Raw genomic sequence first — 18,213 nt, 5'->3', positions numbered from 1 at the left:
AAATGACATTAAACAACAAAAATCACAACTGGATAATTGCATATCTGGGATTCTAGGAATTAGTACGAAAAAGGTCATAATCCAGGAGCTGTTAGCATGGAAAAAAAGCCACTTGATACACTTATTAGCAAAAATGGTTTATGGGTGTCACGTAACGGACACCTTCATGGGATAAAAAAGTGTGAAACATCCCAGAAATACATAAGAATAGAAATGGATTGCGGAGAAGTAATCACCGTACGCAATTCAAAATCAAGCCGATCTGCAAGGTCACTCAGGAACCATAAATTCCAGAAACCCTGTAAGCAATGTCGTCTGCCGGAAGACAGGATCAGGGAATTCTCAAAGAGGATTGCAGGAAAGGATGAAGCTGAAATTAAAATTATCCGCTCTTTCCGTTTAGAACCTGAAAAACCGGTTCATGAAGAAATTTCTCAGCCAAATATGCCGGAAATTAAAATTAATCCTCCTTCTAATGTTCATGATGAAAAAAGGGCTGGAGCAGTAAATACCAACGACCATACCAACAAACAGGTATCAACTCCAAAATCAAAGAATAATAATTCCAGCCCTTCTAAAATTCCAAATAAGACTTTCCAGCAGCAATCACAATCCAGGAAAACTGAGTTTACACCTCTGCAAAAAACAAGAATTCTATCACTGCTTGGACCTGGCGAAATGATATCATTCTCAAAGGAGAAGCGTTCCTTTGGTGAACTGGAATCCATCCTGCTGACTGAAAGAAAAAAAGATATCCGGGAAATTTACGAGAACAGCCGTGAGAACCTGCTTGGGAAACTTGAAAGGAATATAACCGAATTCTTTGTAGATATGGGTTTCCTTGAGGTAAAATCACCCATACTCATCCCCTTCGAATACATGGAAAGAATGGGAGTCGGCGAAGACAAGAAACTGTCTGAGCAGATATTCAGAGTGGGTGACAACATGTGCCTGCGCCCCATGCTTGCTCCCGGTCTGTACAACCACCTACGAAAGTTCGATAATGTACTGCCTGATCCTGTAAGGATATTTGAGATAGGCCCATGCTACCGTAAGGAATCTGACGGGAACAGTCACCTTGAAGAGTTCACAATGCTCAACTTCTGCCAGATGGGATCCAGGTGTACAAGGGATAATCTGGAGTATATCATAGAGGAATTCCTAGAGTTCCTTGGTATTGAGTATGAGATAGCTGAGGACAGTTGCATGGTCTATGGCCAGACCATCGATATCATGCATAAGAACATGGAACTCTCATCTGCTGTTGTAGGTCCTATCTCAATGGACATGGACTGGGGAATAGACAAACCCTGGATTGGGGCCGGTTTTGGACTTGAAAGACTCCTGAAAGCAAAGCACGATTTCAAGAACATTAAGCGTGCAGCCAGATCTGAATCCTACTACAACGGAGTAAGTATTAACCTGTGAGGTATTACTATGATAAAGAAAGTAGAATATCTGGACCTCGACAGGCTTGCACAGGATATAGTAAATGGAAGAGAACTCACAGATGAAAATCTGAGGGAACTTCTTTGCCTGACAGAAGAAGATGAAATACAGAAACTGCACTATGTAGCAAGAAAAGTGAGAGATCATTTTTTCGGGAACAAGGTCTTCCTTTACAGTTTCGTTTACTTCTCGACCCACTGTAAGAACAACTGTGCCTTCTGTTATTACAACAGGTGCAACGATATACAGCGATACCGCCTGGATATCGAGGAAATACGCAATATCTGCAGGGCACTGAAGAACGAGAGCATCCATATGGTTGACTTGACAATGGGAGAAGACCCCTATTTCCACAATGAACCTGAAAGATTCATTGATATTGTGAGAACAGTAAAAGATGAAACCGGACTGCCAATCATGATCTCTCCTGGTGTCCTGGATGATAAGACACTCATCCAGCTTCATGAAAACGGAGCTGATTTCCTTGCCCTTTACCAGGAAACACATGACAGGGAACTCTACAGGAAACTGAGGGTTGGCCAGTCATTTGAAGAAAGAGTTCATGCAAGGGAATTTGCAAAAATGATTGGCTATTGTGTGGAAGATGGAATACTCACAGGCGTGGGAAATGATATAGAATCTACTATAAAGTCCCTGCGGGGAATGCAAAAGAATAAACCTGACATGGTACGTGTCATGACCTTTGTTCCACAGGAAGGAACTCCGCTTGGAGAAGTAAGCCAGGAATCCAGTCTCTCAGAACTGAAGATAATATCCATATTAAGGCTAATGTTCCCTGACAGGCTCATACCTGCATCTCTTGACCTTGAAGGCATCGATGGCATGGTCCATCGCCTTAATGCAGGTGCCAATGTAGTCACATCAATAATAGCAGCCAATTCCTCACTTGAAGGCGTGGTTAACTATGACAGGAATCTTGAAGAAAGGGACAGGGATCCAAAAAGCGTTGTTGATCGCCTCAGGACCATGGGTATGGAACCTGCAAGCCAGGCGGACTTTAAAAGAATAAGGGAGAAGTCCACTGGAAAACCTGTTGGAATTGTTGGACTGCCAGAGGTTCATGCATGATCAACATATGCATTATCGGTGGCAAGCTACAGGGGTTTGAGGTCACGTACCTTGCACATAAAGCAGGTATGAATGTTGTGCTAGTTGACTGCAAGGAAAAACCCCTCATACGCAATGTTGTAGACAGTTTTCACTGCTTTGATGTGATAGAGGAACCTGAAAAACTGAAAGAACTCTCAAAAACTGTGGATGCCATCATTGCGGTGAATGAGAACCTTGAAACCATAGAGTTTCTCAGGAGTATGGAAAAAGAGCTTGCATGCCCCATGCTCTTTGACTTCGATGCCTACTACGTTAGTATGGATAAGAAACGTTCAAAGGATTATTTCAGGTCCATAAATATACCCGCTCCTGCAGATAAGCCAACCAGGCCGCCATATTTTGTAAAGCCCCCATGTGAAAGCAGCAGTATTGGAACCTCAATAATATATGATGATAAGGAACTGGAAGGGCTTGACCCTTCAATGCTTATCGAGGAATATGTAGAAGGTGATGTTATCTCCCTTGAAGTTATCGGGGATGGCAAGCACTTTGCAGTTGTTAAGGAAACAAAGATCCATATTGACGGCACCTACGACTGCCACATGGTAACACCTATTGATAGCTATCCTGAGTTCAGGAAAATAACCTATGAACTTGCAAAAAATCTCAGTCTTCGCGGGATCATGGATGTAGAAGCAATAGACAGTCCCCAGGGACTAAAGGTACTTGAGATAGATGCAAGGTTCCCAAGCCAGACACCCACTGCTGTTTACCATTCCACTGGAATTAACCTTGTGGAAATGCTCATGCAGGCATTTTCAGAAGGAATTCAGGAGATGGATAAGGTTGCTGAAATAAACTACTGCATATACGAGCATCTGCTCCTGAACAATGGAAGACTGGAACCTGTAGGTGAGCATGTACTCTCCCAGGGTGATGAATACGTACAATTCCATGCTTCTGAAGGACTTGATATCTTTGAGTCCCGGGGTAAGGACAAAAACAGTGTCTTCACCCTTATAAGCTGGGGAAACGACCGGGAAAGAACAGAAAAGATCAGACAGAACGGAATGGAATTTATAAAGGAGCATTTCCGGAATAATCCACAGGAGGAATAAAATGGCACTTTTGACACCCGAAGACCTGGAAAACCTTTCCGCACAACTTGAGGAAAATGATGAGATCGCTAAAAGGGTTACAGGACTTGATATAAGGGGAATATGCGAAGCACTTTACGGAACAAAACCTGGTGCTGAAAAAGTGGGTATCATACCCATCACCGCAGGAAACGGTGTCATCGGCAATTTCACATCATCCCTGCTGTTCATATCTGAATACTTCGGTTTTGAAGGATTCGTAACAGAGCACCCGGACGTTACAGGTTACTATGAAGCCGTGTCCCGGGGAGCTGACATAATAATGATGGCAGATGACCATATTTTCACTGCACACAACCTGAGGAACCAGAAGATAGTCAGCAACCACGTGGCTACAGGTGTGATATATGCAGATATCGCTTCAAGGTTTAAGGATGCCAGTTCAAAAGATATACTTGTCATCGGACTTGGCAGGGTTGGTTATGCAGGAGCATGCCATCTTGTGAACAAGGGTTTCAATGTCTATGCCTGTGACCCCAATAAGGATTTTCTTCAGAAAGCTGTTGATGAGCTGGGCATAAAACCTTACTGCAGCGATGACAGGAAAAAGTTTTCCATGGTATTCGAGGCCACGCCCAATGCAGACACAATATCAGAAGGTATGATAGAAGAGAGATGTCTTGTCTCAACTCCAGGAATACCATGTGGACTGCCACCTGATGTAGGAAAGAAATATCGTGTTGACCTCGTGATGGAGCCTCTTGTAATAGGAGTTGCTTCAATGCTGTATTCTGTGATACAGAACTAAGATCCAGAAATGTGAGTTAAGTAAGTGTAAACTAGAGGAGAATAGAGAACATGTATGTGATATCCCTTGACCTTGGAACCAGCGGTTTCAGATCGCAGCTCATCGACCTTAAGAAGAAAGAGACATTGAAGACAGTGATAACAATGGGACATCCCCTTCCCGGCGGCAATGTGATGGACCACCTTGATTTTGCCATCAGTACCGGAGCGGATGTAGCACACAGGCTGATCATTGAAACGGTAAAGGAGATACTGGAAAAGTTCGATGTGGAGCCTGATAAGATAGAGCGCATAGCGGTCTGCGGCAATCCCATACAACTCTCCCTGTTCCAGAATATAGAGATAAGGGACCTTGCATACGCAGGTGAGAACAAACAAACGGCACTTGGAGTGAAGGATGTCAAAAGGGATGCCAGGATTTTCCCTGCAAATGAACTTTTCAAGGGAATCTACGAAATGGACAACTGTGAGATAATCGTTCCTCCTGCCATCAAGCACGAGATAGGTGCCGATGCCCTTGCTATGATGGTGGAAACAGATTTCATCCACCAGACAGAACCATGCCTTGTTACCGATTACGGCACTAACGCTGAAATGGCGCTGAAGATAGGCGACAGGATAATAACCGCAAGTGCAGCTGCAGGTCCTGCCATCGAAGGACAGGGTATATCATGCGGGATGCTTGCCGGACCGGGGGCCATATGTGATGTGAACAGCGAAGGTGAATGGTGGAGGCTCACTGTACTCGACGATACTATGAACCCTAGAAAAGGACCACTCGTTGATCCCATTACAGGAGATTGCATTGAAGGCTGTATGGTAATACCCAAAGGAGTAACCGGTACAGGAGTTATCTCGACAATGGCACTTGCGCTGAAAGAGGGACTCATAAAGAAACTTCCTAAGCTGCCCAATGGTAAACTGATACTTGGGGACAATATCATTATCACTGACAAGGATGTTGAAGAAGTGGGTAAGGCCATAGGAGCCATCAGGGCAGCACATATGACACTGATGGTGGAATCAGGATTGAAATACGAGGATCTGAGGTACTCATATATGTCAGGAGCCACCGGCACCTATGTAGATGCTGAAAAGGCAAGACATATTGGTTCTGTCCCCGGTTTTTCCAGAGGCATCATCCAGTTCGGGAACACGTCCATTGGACTTGCAAGAAGGATTGCCATTGACAGATCAAAGCTCAATGATGTGATCGCCATTGCAAAAAAGATACATGCAGATCACTTAATGATGGCTACCAGCGAGACATTCAAGGATATCTATGTATGCGAACTTGCAACCTGGCAGAATGGGATGCCTCCTGAAATGTATACCCAGATGCTGGAAATGTACGGCATTCCCGCATTCCCCAAAAACCTGGATAAAGTGGAGATCGAAAAAAGGGTTGTCAGGGATATCGATGATGTGGGCCGTTTTGGGCTTGAGATTGTAAAGGATATAGGAATAATCCTTGAAGCTCCGGTGGAAAAATGCATACTCTGCCACTTGTGTGAAAAGGAATGTCCTGAAGATGCATTGGTGATCGTCGAAAAGAACGGCCAGAAGAGGTTTGTCAATATTGACAGCCAGCACTGTCTGGGTACAAGCTGCAGGCGCTGTGTGACTATCTGCCCTGAGCAGACCATGAACCACAGCATGCTAAAGATACAGGAAAAGAAGCAGAAGAACGGAGTTATCTGAAGTTCACTCATTGAATTTCAGGATGGTGGTCTTAAGAGTTGCCAGATCCACTACAGGAACCTGGGCAGGAGTCGGAACGACATTTACTCTTTTCTGGAACTCGGTCTGATCCTGCCAGGTACCGGAATTGATAAGCAGGACATTCTTGTACCATTCAACACCCACGGTATGTACATGACCACAGTGGAGAATGTCAGGCACGTTTCCAATAACAAAATAATCTTTCTTTTCAGGTGCTATGGAAACACGGCTTCCATAGATTGGGGATAGATGCCTGAACTTCATCATTTCCACCATTGCCTTGGTGGGGTCATGGTAAGAAACCCCGGGGACAGATGCGACCAGGTCATCTATAGAACGGCCATGATAAAGCATCACCTTTACACCATCAAGATCCACAACTGAAGGATTCCCGACAAACGTGACATTTTCAGGGAAATAAGCCCTTATACATTCAGGTAATCTTGGCTGGGGTTCAGCCTGGCGAACAGCATCGTGGTTTCCAGGAGAAATGATAATCCTGATATGTTTAGGTATTCTGTGAAAATATTCACCTGCTTTTTTGTACTGGTCATACACATCAATAATTGAGAGTTCATGCTCCTGTCCCGGGTATATACCAACCCCGTCAACAAGATCACCTGCTACAAGTAGATAGCGAACTTCCTTTGAAATGGCAGCCAATGCTTCATTGTCAGTGTCACCATTCAAAAAATCAAGGAACCTCTCCCATGGTTCTTCAAGGAAAGTTGAACTTCCTACATGTATATCAGATGTCAGGATTGCCTTTCCAAACGTTCCTTTCCTCTTAATAGTTGTATTTGGAAGGTCAGGGAGGATTATCTTCTGAGCTATCATGAGATTGCCATCGTTTGTGAGAGTACCTGTAAATCCTACAACCTCATCCAGCACGAAATGACTAGCCTGTTCATAAAGTTCTTTGTCTGCCATACGTATGAGAACTGAAAAAATGCCTGTAGGATCTTCGACTTCCAGAATCTTATGCCCATTACTTGTGCTCTTTATCTCTGAGATCATACCAATTAACGAAACTTCTCCGGCTTCCTTGCTTCCTTTGAAATTGGTTCTTTTACCTTTTTTCAAGCTCTCTATGGGCCGGGCATTTATCCTGCCACGGATAATTTCGCTGATCCTGCTGTAACGGTTCCTGAAGAACTGGACAAATTCCATGTATTCGCCAACACAGGTTGAATTGTCCGTAATATCAGAAAGTATAGAAAGAGGACTTTCATAATGGCAAGCACTGCTACCGGAAATGGTAGTGATGACTGGCGACTGATAAGAAGAGTATGAGTTGTGCTTATTATTATTGTTGTGGTTACTGTTGTAGTTGTTATTAATTTCCCTGCTTTTTAGGCTTGGCTCAAAAGAATGTTTGGAATTTTTTGTCTCAACAGAAGTGGTGGTGTTAAATCCTTCAAGGTCAATATGATCAATATCAATTACAAGAACAGAAAGATCGATATTCTCAAGTATGTATGCCACAAGTTCCTTCGGGGAACAATGAGAACATATAAGGTCCACTACTTCAGGACTTATCTGGTAGCCTTCTTCAATAAAGGCAGTTAGGACATCGAACTCATTCATAATAATAGTAGACTAAAATGTAGATCATCATACAATAAAATAACCTATAAAACTTACGAAATGATTTTAAACCGTAAACATTTTATTTTTTGCAAATATATTCTTTAACTCATAAATACATTCTTCATTTGGACGAAAGACAGGTAATAACAATGAACTTAAAAGACACTTTTCATGTTTTCAAAGAAAGTGACAATTTCTTTGTTTCACTTGCACGGGACATTCTAACGGTCCTGTTTGCCGTATTGATATTTGCATCTTTCTCCCAGGTGGTCTTTGGGATGTGGACGCCGATGGTAGCCGTTGAATCAGGTAGCATGGAGCCACATATGAATATAGGAGATATTATTTTTATCCAGAGCATTGACCGAACACATGTCATTACATATGAAGAAGGTATGAATAACTATACGTCTTTTGATAATTATGGTAATGTGATATTATACAAACCCTATGGTCAGGAAGGTGTTACACCAATCATTCACAGGGCAATGTATTATGTTGAAGAGGGAAAACCCATGTGGGAAGGTGGGCCTGCAGCTCCTTATGCAGGATACATCACAAAAGGTGACAACACACAAACAAACAGGTACTATGACCAGCAAGGACAAATAAGTTACCTGATGCCTGTTAAAGAAGAATGGATCATAGGCATCGCTCGTTATAAAATACCTTATGTAGGATATCTCAGATTGATGATTCCAAGCTTCTGATGTATTAAAGATGTAATTGGGTTGTAAGGACAGGCTTAAAGATTTCCAGCGGTTTAAGCCTGTAATCTTCAAACAACACTTTTTTTGTACTGTTAATCGGAACACTCAATACTATCTCTTTTGTCCTGCCATACCTGCCTTTGCTCACAACAACAGCATTTACGATTCCAAGCATATCCAGTTCTGACATTAGATCTGTCACCCTACGCTGTGTGAGGATGTCCATATCCACCTGTAAACATAATTGGCGGTAGACATTATAAACTTCACCTGTTGTGACATTCTTATATCCGTTATTTCTCAGTACCATAACACTGTAAAGAGCAAGCTTTGACTGAGTTGGAAGAGTACGTACGACTTCAATGACACGGTCAACTTCAATTTTTTCCTGGGCACCTTTTACATGCTGTTCTTCAACACGGGATTTGTTCTCTCTTTCTGCAATTTCCCCTGCAACCCTGAGAAGATCAAGAGCGCGTCTTGCATCACCGTGTTCCTGAGCGGCAAAAGCAGCACAAAGAGGAATGACCATTTCATCCAAAGCATCAGGCTTGTAAGCAATCTGAGCTCTTTCAAGAAGAATATCACTTATCTGATCAGCGTCATATGGTGGAAAAATTATTTCTTCTTCTCCAAGTGAACTTTTAACCCTTGGATCAAGAAATTCAGTGAATTTAAGGTCATTTGAAACACCAATCATGCTGACTTTTGCATTCTCTAAATCAGTGTTTATTCTTGAGAGATTATAAAGAACATCATCACCTTTTTTAATTAGTTTGTCGATTTCATCAAGAATAATGATAACAACTTGTCTTTCACTATCAATTGTTTCTTTAAATTTGAAAAAGACCTGATCAGTTGGCCAGCCGGTCATTGGGACATCTTCTCCAAACTGGCGTGTAAGATTTGCAAGCAGTCTATATTGAGTGTCAATTACTTCACAATTCAAGTAGACAACTTTACAGGAAAGTCCAAGAGCTTCACCTTTTCTTTCAAGCTCAATCCCAACGTGTCTTGTTACAGCAGTTTTACCTGTACCGGTTTTCCCATAGATCAAGATATTTGAAGGTGTATCTCCTCTAAGAGCTGAAACAAGAATTGAAGCAAGACTGTTTATCTGATCATCACGATGAACAAGAGAATCAGGAGTATATGAATGTCTTAGAACCTCTTTATTTTTGAAGATAGGTTCATTTTCCAGTAATTCCTGGAACAGGCCATCTAATGATTTACTTTGCATTTACTTGTTTCACCCTTTCCTATCAAAATTACTAATGTTACTACGATGTTGAATAATGTCTAATACTTACTTGTCAGATATCAGAAATGTCAATTATAAAACGAATGTGACTAACTTTTATCTCTGTATTCCAAACGCTACATTGGAAGTGGAGGTTATTAATGTTTATGGTTTAGACCCCCTTAGTTCAACTGGAAACTTATATAATAATTAAAATTTGTATCAAAATCATTAGGTATCAACATTTTTTTCATAATTAATTCATTAAAGAATATAAACAATAGGAGTTCTGATGGAATGAAACCCCTTTGTTTCAACTGGAAAGTATATAAACCACAGTGACCCCATTGTTTCAGCTGGAATCCAAAAAAAAGATATGAATAATCTTTTTAATTATTTTAAAAAAAGATGGTGCTTTTACTATTAAAATAAAACTATATAAGCTTTTCTTATTAACAAACCAAACAAATAAACAAACAAATAAAAAAAGCAAAGAAAACTAATTAAATCAAGTTTTTATGGTTTGTCATGAATTTCCAGTTGAAACAATGGGGTAGCTTAGGCCAATAAAATCTAAAAATATTAAACATGGATTTTGGTGAATTTTGTAATTTCCAGTTGAAATCATGGGGTTGCTGTTCTAGTTCTAAAAAAAAGAAAATTATTAAATAAGTATATCTTTTATATAAGTATACATATAGTTAATGATGTATATAGTTCATCTAATTTAAGATGGTGGTTAGGATATGAACAAAAAAAGTCAGAATACAAAATCATTTTTAACACAAGATTTTTCTATTAACGATATTGTTCAAAATCCAATATTCAAAAAGATATTAGATAAACTTCCTTATGCAATTGGTATATTTGATAAAGATTATAACATTCTTTTTTTAAACAAAAATGGTTACCACTTTTTAGGTTTATCTGAAAATAAAAATTTAAAGATGAAGTGTTTTGAGCAATTTGGAAAGACATCTCCTTGTAATGATTGTTCTGAGGCGATTTTTTTAAAAAAAGCTTTTCTTCAGCAGCAAACGTATCTGCCGGAAACATCACAAAATATTTTTACAAAATCATATTTCATTTATGATTCTAGTGAACAACTTGAATATATCATCAATTACATTCGTTTCTTTAAGCATGATAAATCAATTTTTCCACAAGAAAATCTTCCTGCAAATTTAGAACTTCTATTAGCTGAAAGAATAGAGGATTTAATGGCTTCAAACCAAAAACTGCAATCTGAAGTCATGGAAAGGATTTGCATTGAGAATGAATTAAAAGAATCCCAGATTATTTTTAATTCTTTAATTGAAACTATCCCGGAAATAGTCTATTTAAAAGATCTTAACGGAAAAAATCTTGTTTCAAATAAAGCATTTGAAAAGTTTGTTGGACTCCAAAAAGCTGAGATTATTGGTAAAACAGATAAAGAACTTTTTCCGACCTCCCTGGCAGAAATATTTGTACAATCTGATAACGATATAATCAAAAATAAAAAATCTATTCATATTATAGCTGATTTTATTGATCCAGCAGGTAACAAAAAATATCTTGAAAGTATTAAAACACCAATTTTAGATTTAAATAATAATGTCGAAGGTATTGTAGGTCTAAGCCGGGATATTACCGAACAGAAAATAGCAGAAGAGACCCTAAAAATATCCCGGAATGAATTAGCACAGACTTATGATTATATTCATAACTTAATGGAACTATCTCCGATTGCAACTTTATCACTTGATAGTGAGTTGATGATAAGTACTATCAATCAAAAAGCTCTTGATGTTTTAGGGTATGTGTTTGACGAATTAATTGGTGTATCGTTCATTAACTTACTTGTGAAACCAGAAAAATTTGTGAAAGGTTCAAGTAAACCAGTTATATTGGAGTTCACAACAAAAGAGGGTACGTCTTTAATAGCAAATGTTTCACAGTCGGTTATAAACAAAACTGGGATGGACGAAAGAATAGTTGTGACATTCCAAAACATTTCAGATCTGAGGGGATTGTTTGTTGATCCTTTACAAGAAGAGTCTCTGGAAAACGAAGCTGCTTTTGAAGACTTTGAAGATAAGTATGTAAAACTTGATCCCGGGTGTATTTATTTTGTTGATGATACAGATACTGAAGATAGTTATCGTATGTTCTCTAACATGGTTAAAAGTGGAGTGCCAGGTCTTTGCATAACACGGCAAAATCCTACAAGAGTACGAAATACCTATAGCTTATTAAAAACGCCTTTTATTTGGTTAACAAAGAATCAGAGCAGTGATCAACCTTTTATTGATTCCAGCGAACTATACAAACTTCAACCAACTATTTATAATTTTATTGATAAAGTAAACCTTGGAGTTGTCTTTTTAGATGGTCTTGAATATCTGAGTCTGGACAACGATATAAAATCTGTTATAAAAGCAATTGAAGAAGTAAATGATTCTGTAATGAACTCAAATTCAAGTATGATCATCCATATTAATTCGCTTGCATTGGATCTAAAGGAGTTTCATCTTATGACACGATGGATGAAACCGGTTAAATGTCTTTAAAAGCTTGCCGAAAGATAATCAAAAATGAGGATATTCAATGGATTATTCAGAAATTGAACTGGATTATGTATCCGATATCCCTCAGCTTGTAACCAATATAGCCATCTCCGGTTCCCAATGGATACATGGGAAAGTGGGAATAACCAATCAGGATATATGGTTACCTAAAGAAGGCGGGTGGGATACTATTCCTTTAAAAGCAGTGGAACTGGTAGACAGAAAATTGCCCAAATCCGTTGTCAATAAGATAGTATCATCAAGCAGGCATTCAAGTTACATTGTGGTAGATTACAAAAAATTATCGTTGTTTGGAACAGGTTATGTGACCTCCAGCATGATTTTTACCGGTGATAAGGTTAATATTGAAAATTTAAAATCATATCTGCTGACATTACTTGGTTTTAGCGTTGATGCAGTATATGGTCAGCTCAAACCGGAACAGATCAGGCTGTTGTTCTTGCTTTCATCCGGTATTACAGACATGGATGTATTACTTCCTATATTTGACAGGGATAAACTTCTGCTAAAGCATGCTTTTGAAGTTTTAAAAAAAAGAGATCTGGTAGATGAATTTGCATATGTTACTCCTACAGGATCTGCAATAATTGAAGGGCTTAAGGGAAAAGGTGAAGGTACTCTTGGAAAAGATCTGAATTCATCATTCCAGGAGATAGCAAAATGCTGGAATCATACAAATAGTTTCAAAGCTACGGAAAAGATGAATAAACTTGTCTGGAAATTTGGTACATCTTCGCTTATAGGCCATGTAAATACTGAGTGTTTATGGCAGTTCATTCCCCTGGATCAAATAAAATCAGTAAAAATAGAAGAAAAAAACATTGGTCTGGTCAGTCTCTTCATGCATACCATAAACGATGTAATGATTACTCTGGATTCTGTTGAAAACTCAATTTCTTTTGCTTTGTCTGATGCTATTGATCAGAACGAGGACAGTATATTCAGACTTGTTAGTGCAATTTACCTCGGAGTGAAGGACAAAAAAGCTCTGGCATATTTATGTGGTATAGAATCGTTTGCTATTGAATCTAAAATAAATCACATGATACAAAGCGGACTAATTGATGTTGAATTCAATTTATTTCCAAAATCCCTGAAAATCATCAGGAATCATATTAATGAAAAGATAGCGAATTCTTCCATGCTGAGATCTTTTGAATCAGAAAGACTCAGGGAATTTGAAAAGAACTATGCGAAAAAAAAGATGATGGATAAACTGGGTGATGTAAATGAGGTTTATAGATACGATTGAAGGATTGAACAAAGTATTTCTTACTGACATCCCAAAGAATAGTGTGGTATTGATCACGGGTGCTCCGGGAACATTGAAGTCAGGCGTGACATTCTCTATGCTTTCCAATTATCTTGAAGGTGCTGATGAATATGGTCTTTACATCACTCTTGAAGAAAGTAAAGCAAATCACATGAGAAATATGGAACATATGGGGGTAAAGCTGACGGATAAACTGGGTATCCTGGATTACAGTGATTATCGCTTGCAGTTTGATGAATACTCCCAGGATCTTATAAATACCATTGAGACTCAGATTATGCAATACAAAAGTAAATGGGGCCCTAAGTTCACCTGTGTAGCACTTGATTCTCTTGGAGCGTTATATTCACTGATGGATGAACGGGAAGATGAAATGCGCAAGCGTCTGTATCATTTGTTTGAACCGCTACGCAGAGAGGATCTGACATCTTTTGTAATATTTGAAACCTTCAATACTCTTGATCCTGGACAGCCCAAGGCAGGTATTGAAGGTTACCTTGCAGATGGGATAATAGAACTTGGAATTGCATCTAAGCAGAATGTATCTTACCGTTTTATGAAGGTCCTTAAGATGCGTGCTGCTACGCATAGTATGGATCCATGGGTAGTCACAGTTTCAGATAAAGGTTTGAAGATATACAAAGGTATATCATAACGTTATACCGGTATCAAAGCAGTTCCATTACGGACTGTCACCTATTTTTCAAGCTATGCGTGCAACACAATTTTTTTAAGCATCTTCTAGTATTCATATATCAAATGAACGAAACTGGCCTATCTGAAGAGAAAATACGCAACATTTTAAACGATTCAAAAAGTCAGGACCTGAAATATGAACGTGTGCTGAGTTCCATGTGCACCTATCCGCATAGAGTAGCGGTTGAAGCTCATATGCAGTTCATAGAATCAAATATGGGTGATTTTGGGCTTTTCAAAGGAACATCCAATCTTGAAAAGGAGGTACTCAGTATGCTAAGTAACCTTCTGCATCATCCGGGTGCATCAGGTTACATGACCACAGGTGGGACTGAATCAAACATACAGGCTATCCGTTCCATGAGGAATCTTTTCATCCAGAAGTCAAAATGCGAAAAACCCAATCTTGTTGTGCCGGATTCAGCTCATTTTTCATTTGACAAAGTATCAGATATTCTCGATGTCGAACTCAGAAAAGCAAGTCTTGAGGATGATCTTAAAGTGTCTATAGATTCCGTTAAATCTCTTATAGACGAGAATACGATAGGTCTTGTTGCTATAGCAGGCTCAACAGAATTTGGCCAGGTCGATCCGATAGCCAGACTTTCTGAAATTGCACTGGAAAACAATATTTTCTTGCATATCGATGCTGCTTTTGGAGGATTTGTCCTTCCATTTCTTGAAATGTCATGTGAATTTGATTTTATTTTACCGGGTGTTACTTCAATAGCTATTGACCCTCATAAAATGGGCATGAGTACAATACCATCCGGCGTGCTTCTGTTCAGGACCAATGAACATCTGGAAAGCCTCAAGGCAGAAACACCTTACCTCACAGTTTCGACTCAGTATACTCTTACAGGGACCAGAAGTGGAGCTGCAGTGGCAGCAACATATGCTGTTATGAGCTTCCTTGGAAAAGAAGGCTACCGGGAAAAAGTGTCCGGATGTATGGAATTAACTCATTATCTTATGGACCGTCTGGCAGGGATCAATGTGTATCCTTTATTAAAACCTGTCATGAACGTAGTTGCACTGAAAGTCTCCAAACCTGATCTTGTCAGAAGCAGGCTGGCAAAAGAATTCAACTGGCAGGTTTCTATCACCCAGAAACCTCATGGCTTGCGCCTTGTGATCATGCCTCATGTAACTTTTGAAATGATAGATTCTTTTGTAAAAGACCTGGAGAAGGTTCTCCAGACAATTTAACCAAAATTGACGAGATAACAAACGGGATGACAATTGAGGGGATAAGGCTTGATGGCACCTTGCCTTGAAGCTTGTAAGACGTGTGTTCATCAGGCCTGTCTTAATTATGAATAGGACTTTTCCACATATACTCTTAAGCCAAGCGGAGTGAAAGTATTCTGTACATCTCATTCAGCAAATTTAACTTCAGATAAAAATAAGATAAAGATAAATATGAATCCATCTAACATGTTGTCATGAAAAGCTCATTCAAGATTGGAAGCATAATGGGGATACCTATTAAGCTACACATCACTTTCTTGCTGATACTTCCCGTATTCGCTCTTGTTTTTGCGACAAATCCGCAACCTTATGGTTTTGCAGATATTGGCTCGACCACCAAGAGTTATGCTCTCTCTCTCTTGACAACAATACTGTTATTTGGCTGCATCCTACTTCATGAACTGGGTCATTCTTATATGGCCAAGAGTTACGGTGTTAAAATTAAGGACATAACACTACTGCTGTTTGGTGGAGTGTCTTCCATGGAAGAGATCCCGAGGGACCCTTCCCAGGAATTCAAAATGGCTTTTGCAGGTCCGCTGGTGAGCCTGATCATAGGTTTTGGTCTTCTTGGATTGAACATACTGGCTGTTTCATCCATACCAACTTACAGCACCACTCCAATTTACCTGATGGTGGGTATCCTGGCTTCCATCAATATAGTACTCGCGCTTTTCAATTTGCTTCCTGCTTTCCCGATGGACGGAGGAAGGCTTCTTCGTGCCTGGTATGCAAAAAGGATGAGCTATGTAAAAGCAACTCATTACGCTGCCTATATTGGTAAGATGTTCGCTTTTTTGATGGCAATAGTTGGATTATTCTCAAATCCATGGCTCATTTTGATAGCTTTTTTCGTTTTCATGGGTGCATCCGAAGAAGACAAATCCACAACTGTGACCGTAAGTCTTGAGAAGTATAGAGTTGCAGATATAATGTCAAAGGAAGTAATTTCTGTCCCTCCTGAAATGACAGTTGAGGAACTTTCACATTTCATGTTTGAGAATAAACATCTTGGATATCCTGTGATCAAGGGCAATTCTTTAAAAGGGATTGTGACCTTTACAGACATACGTAATGTCCTTCCGCATGAGCGCTATGCGACCCTTGTATCCGATGTCATGACAAGGAATGTGATTTCGCTTCCTTCCGGTGCCAATGCGGCAGAAGCGTTCAAAATAATGACTATCAACAATATAGGCCGTGTCCTGGTAATAGACAATGAAAATGTCACTGGTATTCTTTCCAGGTCAGATCTCATGCGGTCGTTGATGTTATTGAGTGAGTAGTAGTAGTTCTAAGTAGTTTTAAAAGAGGATCTACATTGAAACATGATAATTTAAATGATTCACAGGAGAATGTTTCCGCTTATGATTACACTTCCACAGGTGGTAATCTGTATTTGGAAGGAAATGCGGGGAATCCAACATTTTCAAGCTCAGGCCCAACTGAGATAGAAGTGGTAAAAGAGCTTATAGAAACTGAAGAATCTATTTCGGGTCCAGGTTCTGAAGATACAAAAAAGCCCAGCGAGATAATACTTGTAGGTACGGCTCATGTATCTGAAAAGAGTGTCAGGGAAGTAAACGCAACTATCGAAAGGGAAAAACCGGATATCGTTGCAGTGGAACTTTGCCGTCCCCGATACGAAGCCATCAAAGGTAATGTCAAGAACAGTGATATACCGATAAAAGAGCTTCTCAAGGAAGGTAAGGTCTATTTCTATCTTGTACACATGTTGCTGGCCCATATCCAGAAGAAATTTGCTGACCAGATGGGTATCCAGCCGGGCGCTGAAATGATAAGCGCTATTGAAGCTGCAGAAGCAAGTGGAGCACAGGTCCTTCTCATTGACAGAGATGTACAGATCACTTTGCAGCGTTTCTGGAGCAAAATGGGTTTCATTGAGAAACTCAAGATGCTTGGTGGTCTTATAGCTGCAGTTCTTGGTATTGGCGGCACTCAGGATATAGATATGGAAACTATCACAAACCAGGACATGGTTTCCATGCTTGTAGAAGAGTTCAGGGAATCCTCACCCAACGCTGTCAAAGTCCTTATAGATGAAAGGGATGCATACATGGCTAACAACCTTGTAAAGGCTGCTGCAGGTGGCAACAAAAAAATAGTCGCTGTAATAGGTGCAGGTCACAGAGCAGGCATCCAGCATTATCTTGAGAATCCAAAAACAATTCCCCAGGGCAACTATGCAGTTGAAGCGCCAAAAAAGCGTTTTAGCATAATGAAATTATTCGGAGCTGCTGTTGTAGCCATCGCCCTTGGAACTTTCGCTTTGCTGATCTTATCAGGGGTTCCTCTTGAAAAGCTTGCTATTGCATTTGCATGGTGGTTCATAATAAATGGAGTTCTCAGCGCTGCAGGTGCTATGCTTGCAAGAGGTCACCCCTATTCTGTACTCACTGCTTTTTCAGTTGCATGGCTGACGTCCTTAAACCCGATGATGGCAGCAGGGTGGTTTGCAGGTCTCACAGAAGCCAAATACCGCAGTCCTACCACAGATGACTTCAAGGAACTGGTTGAGATCGAAACAACTTCAGACATGATGAATAACAATCTATTCCGTGTCGTACTTGTGGCAGCTCTAGCAAATCTTGGAAGTATGATAGGTACTTTCCTTGGTGTCTATGTAATGCTTGAGGTCACAGGCATTGATCCTCAAGAGTTGATAAGGAATGGCATCAGTGCCGGACTTGTAGCTCTTGGAATGGGATGATTAAAA

Annotated in this window: 14 protein-coding genes; 12 read left to right on the top strand and 2 right to left on the bottom strand. The window is 39.9% G+C overall.

Annotated features, from left to right (window positions below):
* The first annotated feature begins 96 nt into the window (after nucleotides 1-96).
* From pylS to BB781_RS06230, 5 genes are read left to right on the top strand one after another with little or no spacing between them, the layout of a single operon-like run.
* Nucleotides 97-1,428 carry a pyrrolysine--tRNA(Pyl) ligase gene (gene pylS, locus BB781_RS06250; RefSeq protein ID WP_094227644.1) on the top strand — a complete coding sequence of 444 codons (1,332 nt, stop codon included), beginning with the start codon at nucleotides 97-99 and terminating at the stop codon, nucleotides 1,426-1,428.
* Between the two features lie 9 nt (nucleotides 1,429-1,437).
* The gene (pylB, locus tag BB781_RS06245) at nucleotides 1,438-2,538 is read left to right on the top strand and encodes a methylornithine synthase PylB (protein ID WP_094227643.1); all 1,101 of its coding nucleotides are present in this window, start codon (nucleotides 1,438-1,440) and stop codon (nucleotides 2,536-2,538) included.
* Nucleotides 2,535-3,638 (top strand): 3-methylornithine--L-lysine ligase PylC, encoded by a 1,104-nt coding sequence (gene pylC, locus BB781_RS06240; protein ID WP_094227642.1) that lies wholly within the window; start codon nucleotides 2,535-2,537, stop codon nucleotides 3,636-3,638. The genes pylB and pylC overlap by 4 nt, the downstream gene beginning before the upstream one ends.
* 1 nt (nucleotide 3,639) lies before the next feature.
* A complete protein-coding gene (gene pylD, locus BB781_RS06235; protein ID WP_094227641.1) occupies nucleotides 3,640-4,425 on the top strand; it encodes a 3-methylornithyl-N6-L-lysine dehydrogenase PylD in 786 nt (261 codons plus the stop codon).
* 50 nt (nucleotides 4,426-4,475) lie between these two features.
* Nucleotides 4,476-6,125: a methylamine methyltransferase corrinoid protein reductive activase gene (locus BB781_RS06230; RefSeq protein WP_094227640.1), complete on the top strand. Its 1,650-nt coding sequence runs from the start codon at nucleotides 4,476-4,478 to the stop codon at nucleotides 6,123-6,125.
* Between the two features lie 3 nt (nucleotides 6,126-6,128).
* Here the strand turns inward: BB781_RS06230 and BB781_RS06225 are convergent, their stop codons facing one another.
* Nucleotides 6,129-7,733 carry a DNA-directed DNA polymerase II small subunit gene (locus BB781_RS06225; RefSeq protein ID WP_094227639.1) on the bottom strand — a complete coding sequence of 535 codons (1,605 nt, stop codon included), beginning with the start codon at nucleotides 7,731-7,733 and terminating at the stop codon, nucleotides 6,129-6,131.
* 152 nt (nucleotides 7,734-7,885) lie between these two features.
* On the opposite strand from BB781_RS06225, the gene BB781_RS06220 reads away from it, so the two are divergent.
* Entirely contained in the window at nucleotides 7,886-8,446 is a 561-nt protein-coding gene (locus tag BB781_RS06220) for a signal peptidase I (RefSeq protein ID WP_094227638.1), read from the top strand.
* A 4-nt stretch (nucleotides 8,447-8,450) separates the two neighbouring features.
* On the opposite strand, the gene BB781_RS06215 is transcribed toward BB781_RS06220, so the two are convergent.
* The gene (locus tag BB781_RS06215) at nucleotides 8,451-9,686 is read right to left on the bottom strand and encodes an ORC1-type DNA replication protein (protein WP_094227637.1); all 1,236 of its coding nucleotides are present in this window, start codon (nucleotides 9,684-9,686) and stop codon (nucleotides 8,451-8,453) included.
* A 746-nt stretch (nucleotides 9,687-10,432) separates the two neighbouring features.
* Here BB781_RS06215 and BB781_RS06210 point away from each other — a divergent pair.
* The 6 genes from BB781_RS06210 to BB781_RS06185 all read left to right on the top strand — a co-directional run bounded on the left by BB781_RS06210 (nucleotide 10,433) and on the right by BB781_RS06185 (nucleotide 18,207).
* The gene (locus BB781_RS06210) at nucleotides 10,433-12,238 is read left to right on the top strand and encodes a DUF835 domain-containing protein (RefSeq protein WP_094227636.1); all 1,806 of its coding nucleotides are present in this window, start codon (nucleotides 10,433-10,435) and stop codon (nucleotides 12,236-12,238) included.
* Between the two features lie 37 nt (nucleotides 12,239-12,275).
* Nucleotides 12,276-13,508 (top strand): hypothetical protein, encoded by a 1,233-nt coding sequence (locus BB781_RS06205; RefSeq protein ID WP_094227635.1) that lies wholly within the window; start codon nucleotides 12,276-12,278, stop codon nucleotides 13,506-13,508.
* A complete protein-coding gene (locus BB781_RS06200; RefSeq protein ID WP_094227634.1) occupies nucleotides 13,486-14,184 on the top strand; it encodes an RAD55 family ATPase in 699 nt (232 codons plus the stop codon). The genes BB781_RS06205 and BB781_RS06200 overlap by 23 nt, the downstream gene beginning before the upstream one ends.
* Before the next feature lie 104 nt (nucleotides 14,185-14,288).
* Nucleotides 14,289-15,434, top strand: coding sequence for a tyrosine decarboxylase MfnA (mfnA, locus tag BB781_RS06195; protein ID WP_094227633.1), 1,146 nt, complete (start codon nucleotides 14,289-14,291; stop codon nucleotides 15,432-15,434).
* Nucleotides 15,435-15,670: 236 nt separating this feature from the next.
* Nucleotides 15,671-16,762: a CBS domain-containing protein gene (locus BB781_RS06190; RefSeq protein ID WP_094227632.1), complete on the top strand. Its 1,092-nt coding sequence runs from the start codon at nucleotides 15,671-15,673 to the stop codon at nucleotides 16,760-16,762.
* A gap of 35 nt (nucleotides 16,763-16,797) precedes the next feature.
* A complete protein-coding gene (locus BB781_RS06185; protein ID WP_242492558.1) occupies nucleotides 16,798-18,207 on the top strand; it encodes a TraB/GumN family protein in 1,410 nt (469 codons plus the stop codon).
* Nucleotides 18,208-18,213 lie beyond the last annotated feature (6 nt).

This window comes from Methanolobus psychrotolerans (assembly GCF_002243045.1).
Taxonomy (GTDB): domain Archaea; phylum Halobacteriota; class Methanosarcinia; order Methanosarcinales; family Methanosarcinaceae; genus Methanolobus; species Methanolobus psychrotolerans.
Note: the sequence above shows the minus strand (reverse complement) of the source record. Positions and strands in the feature narration are given on the sequence as shown.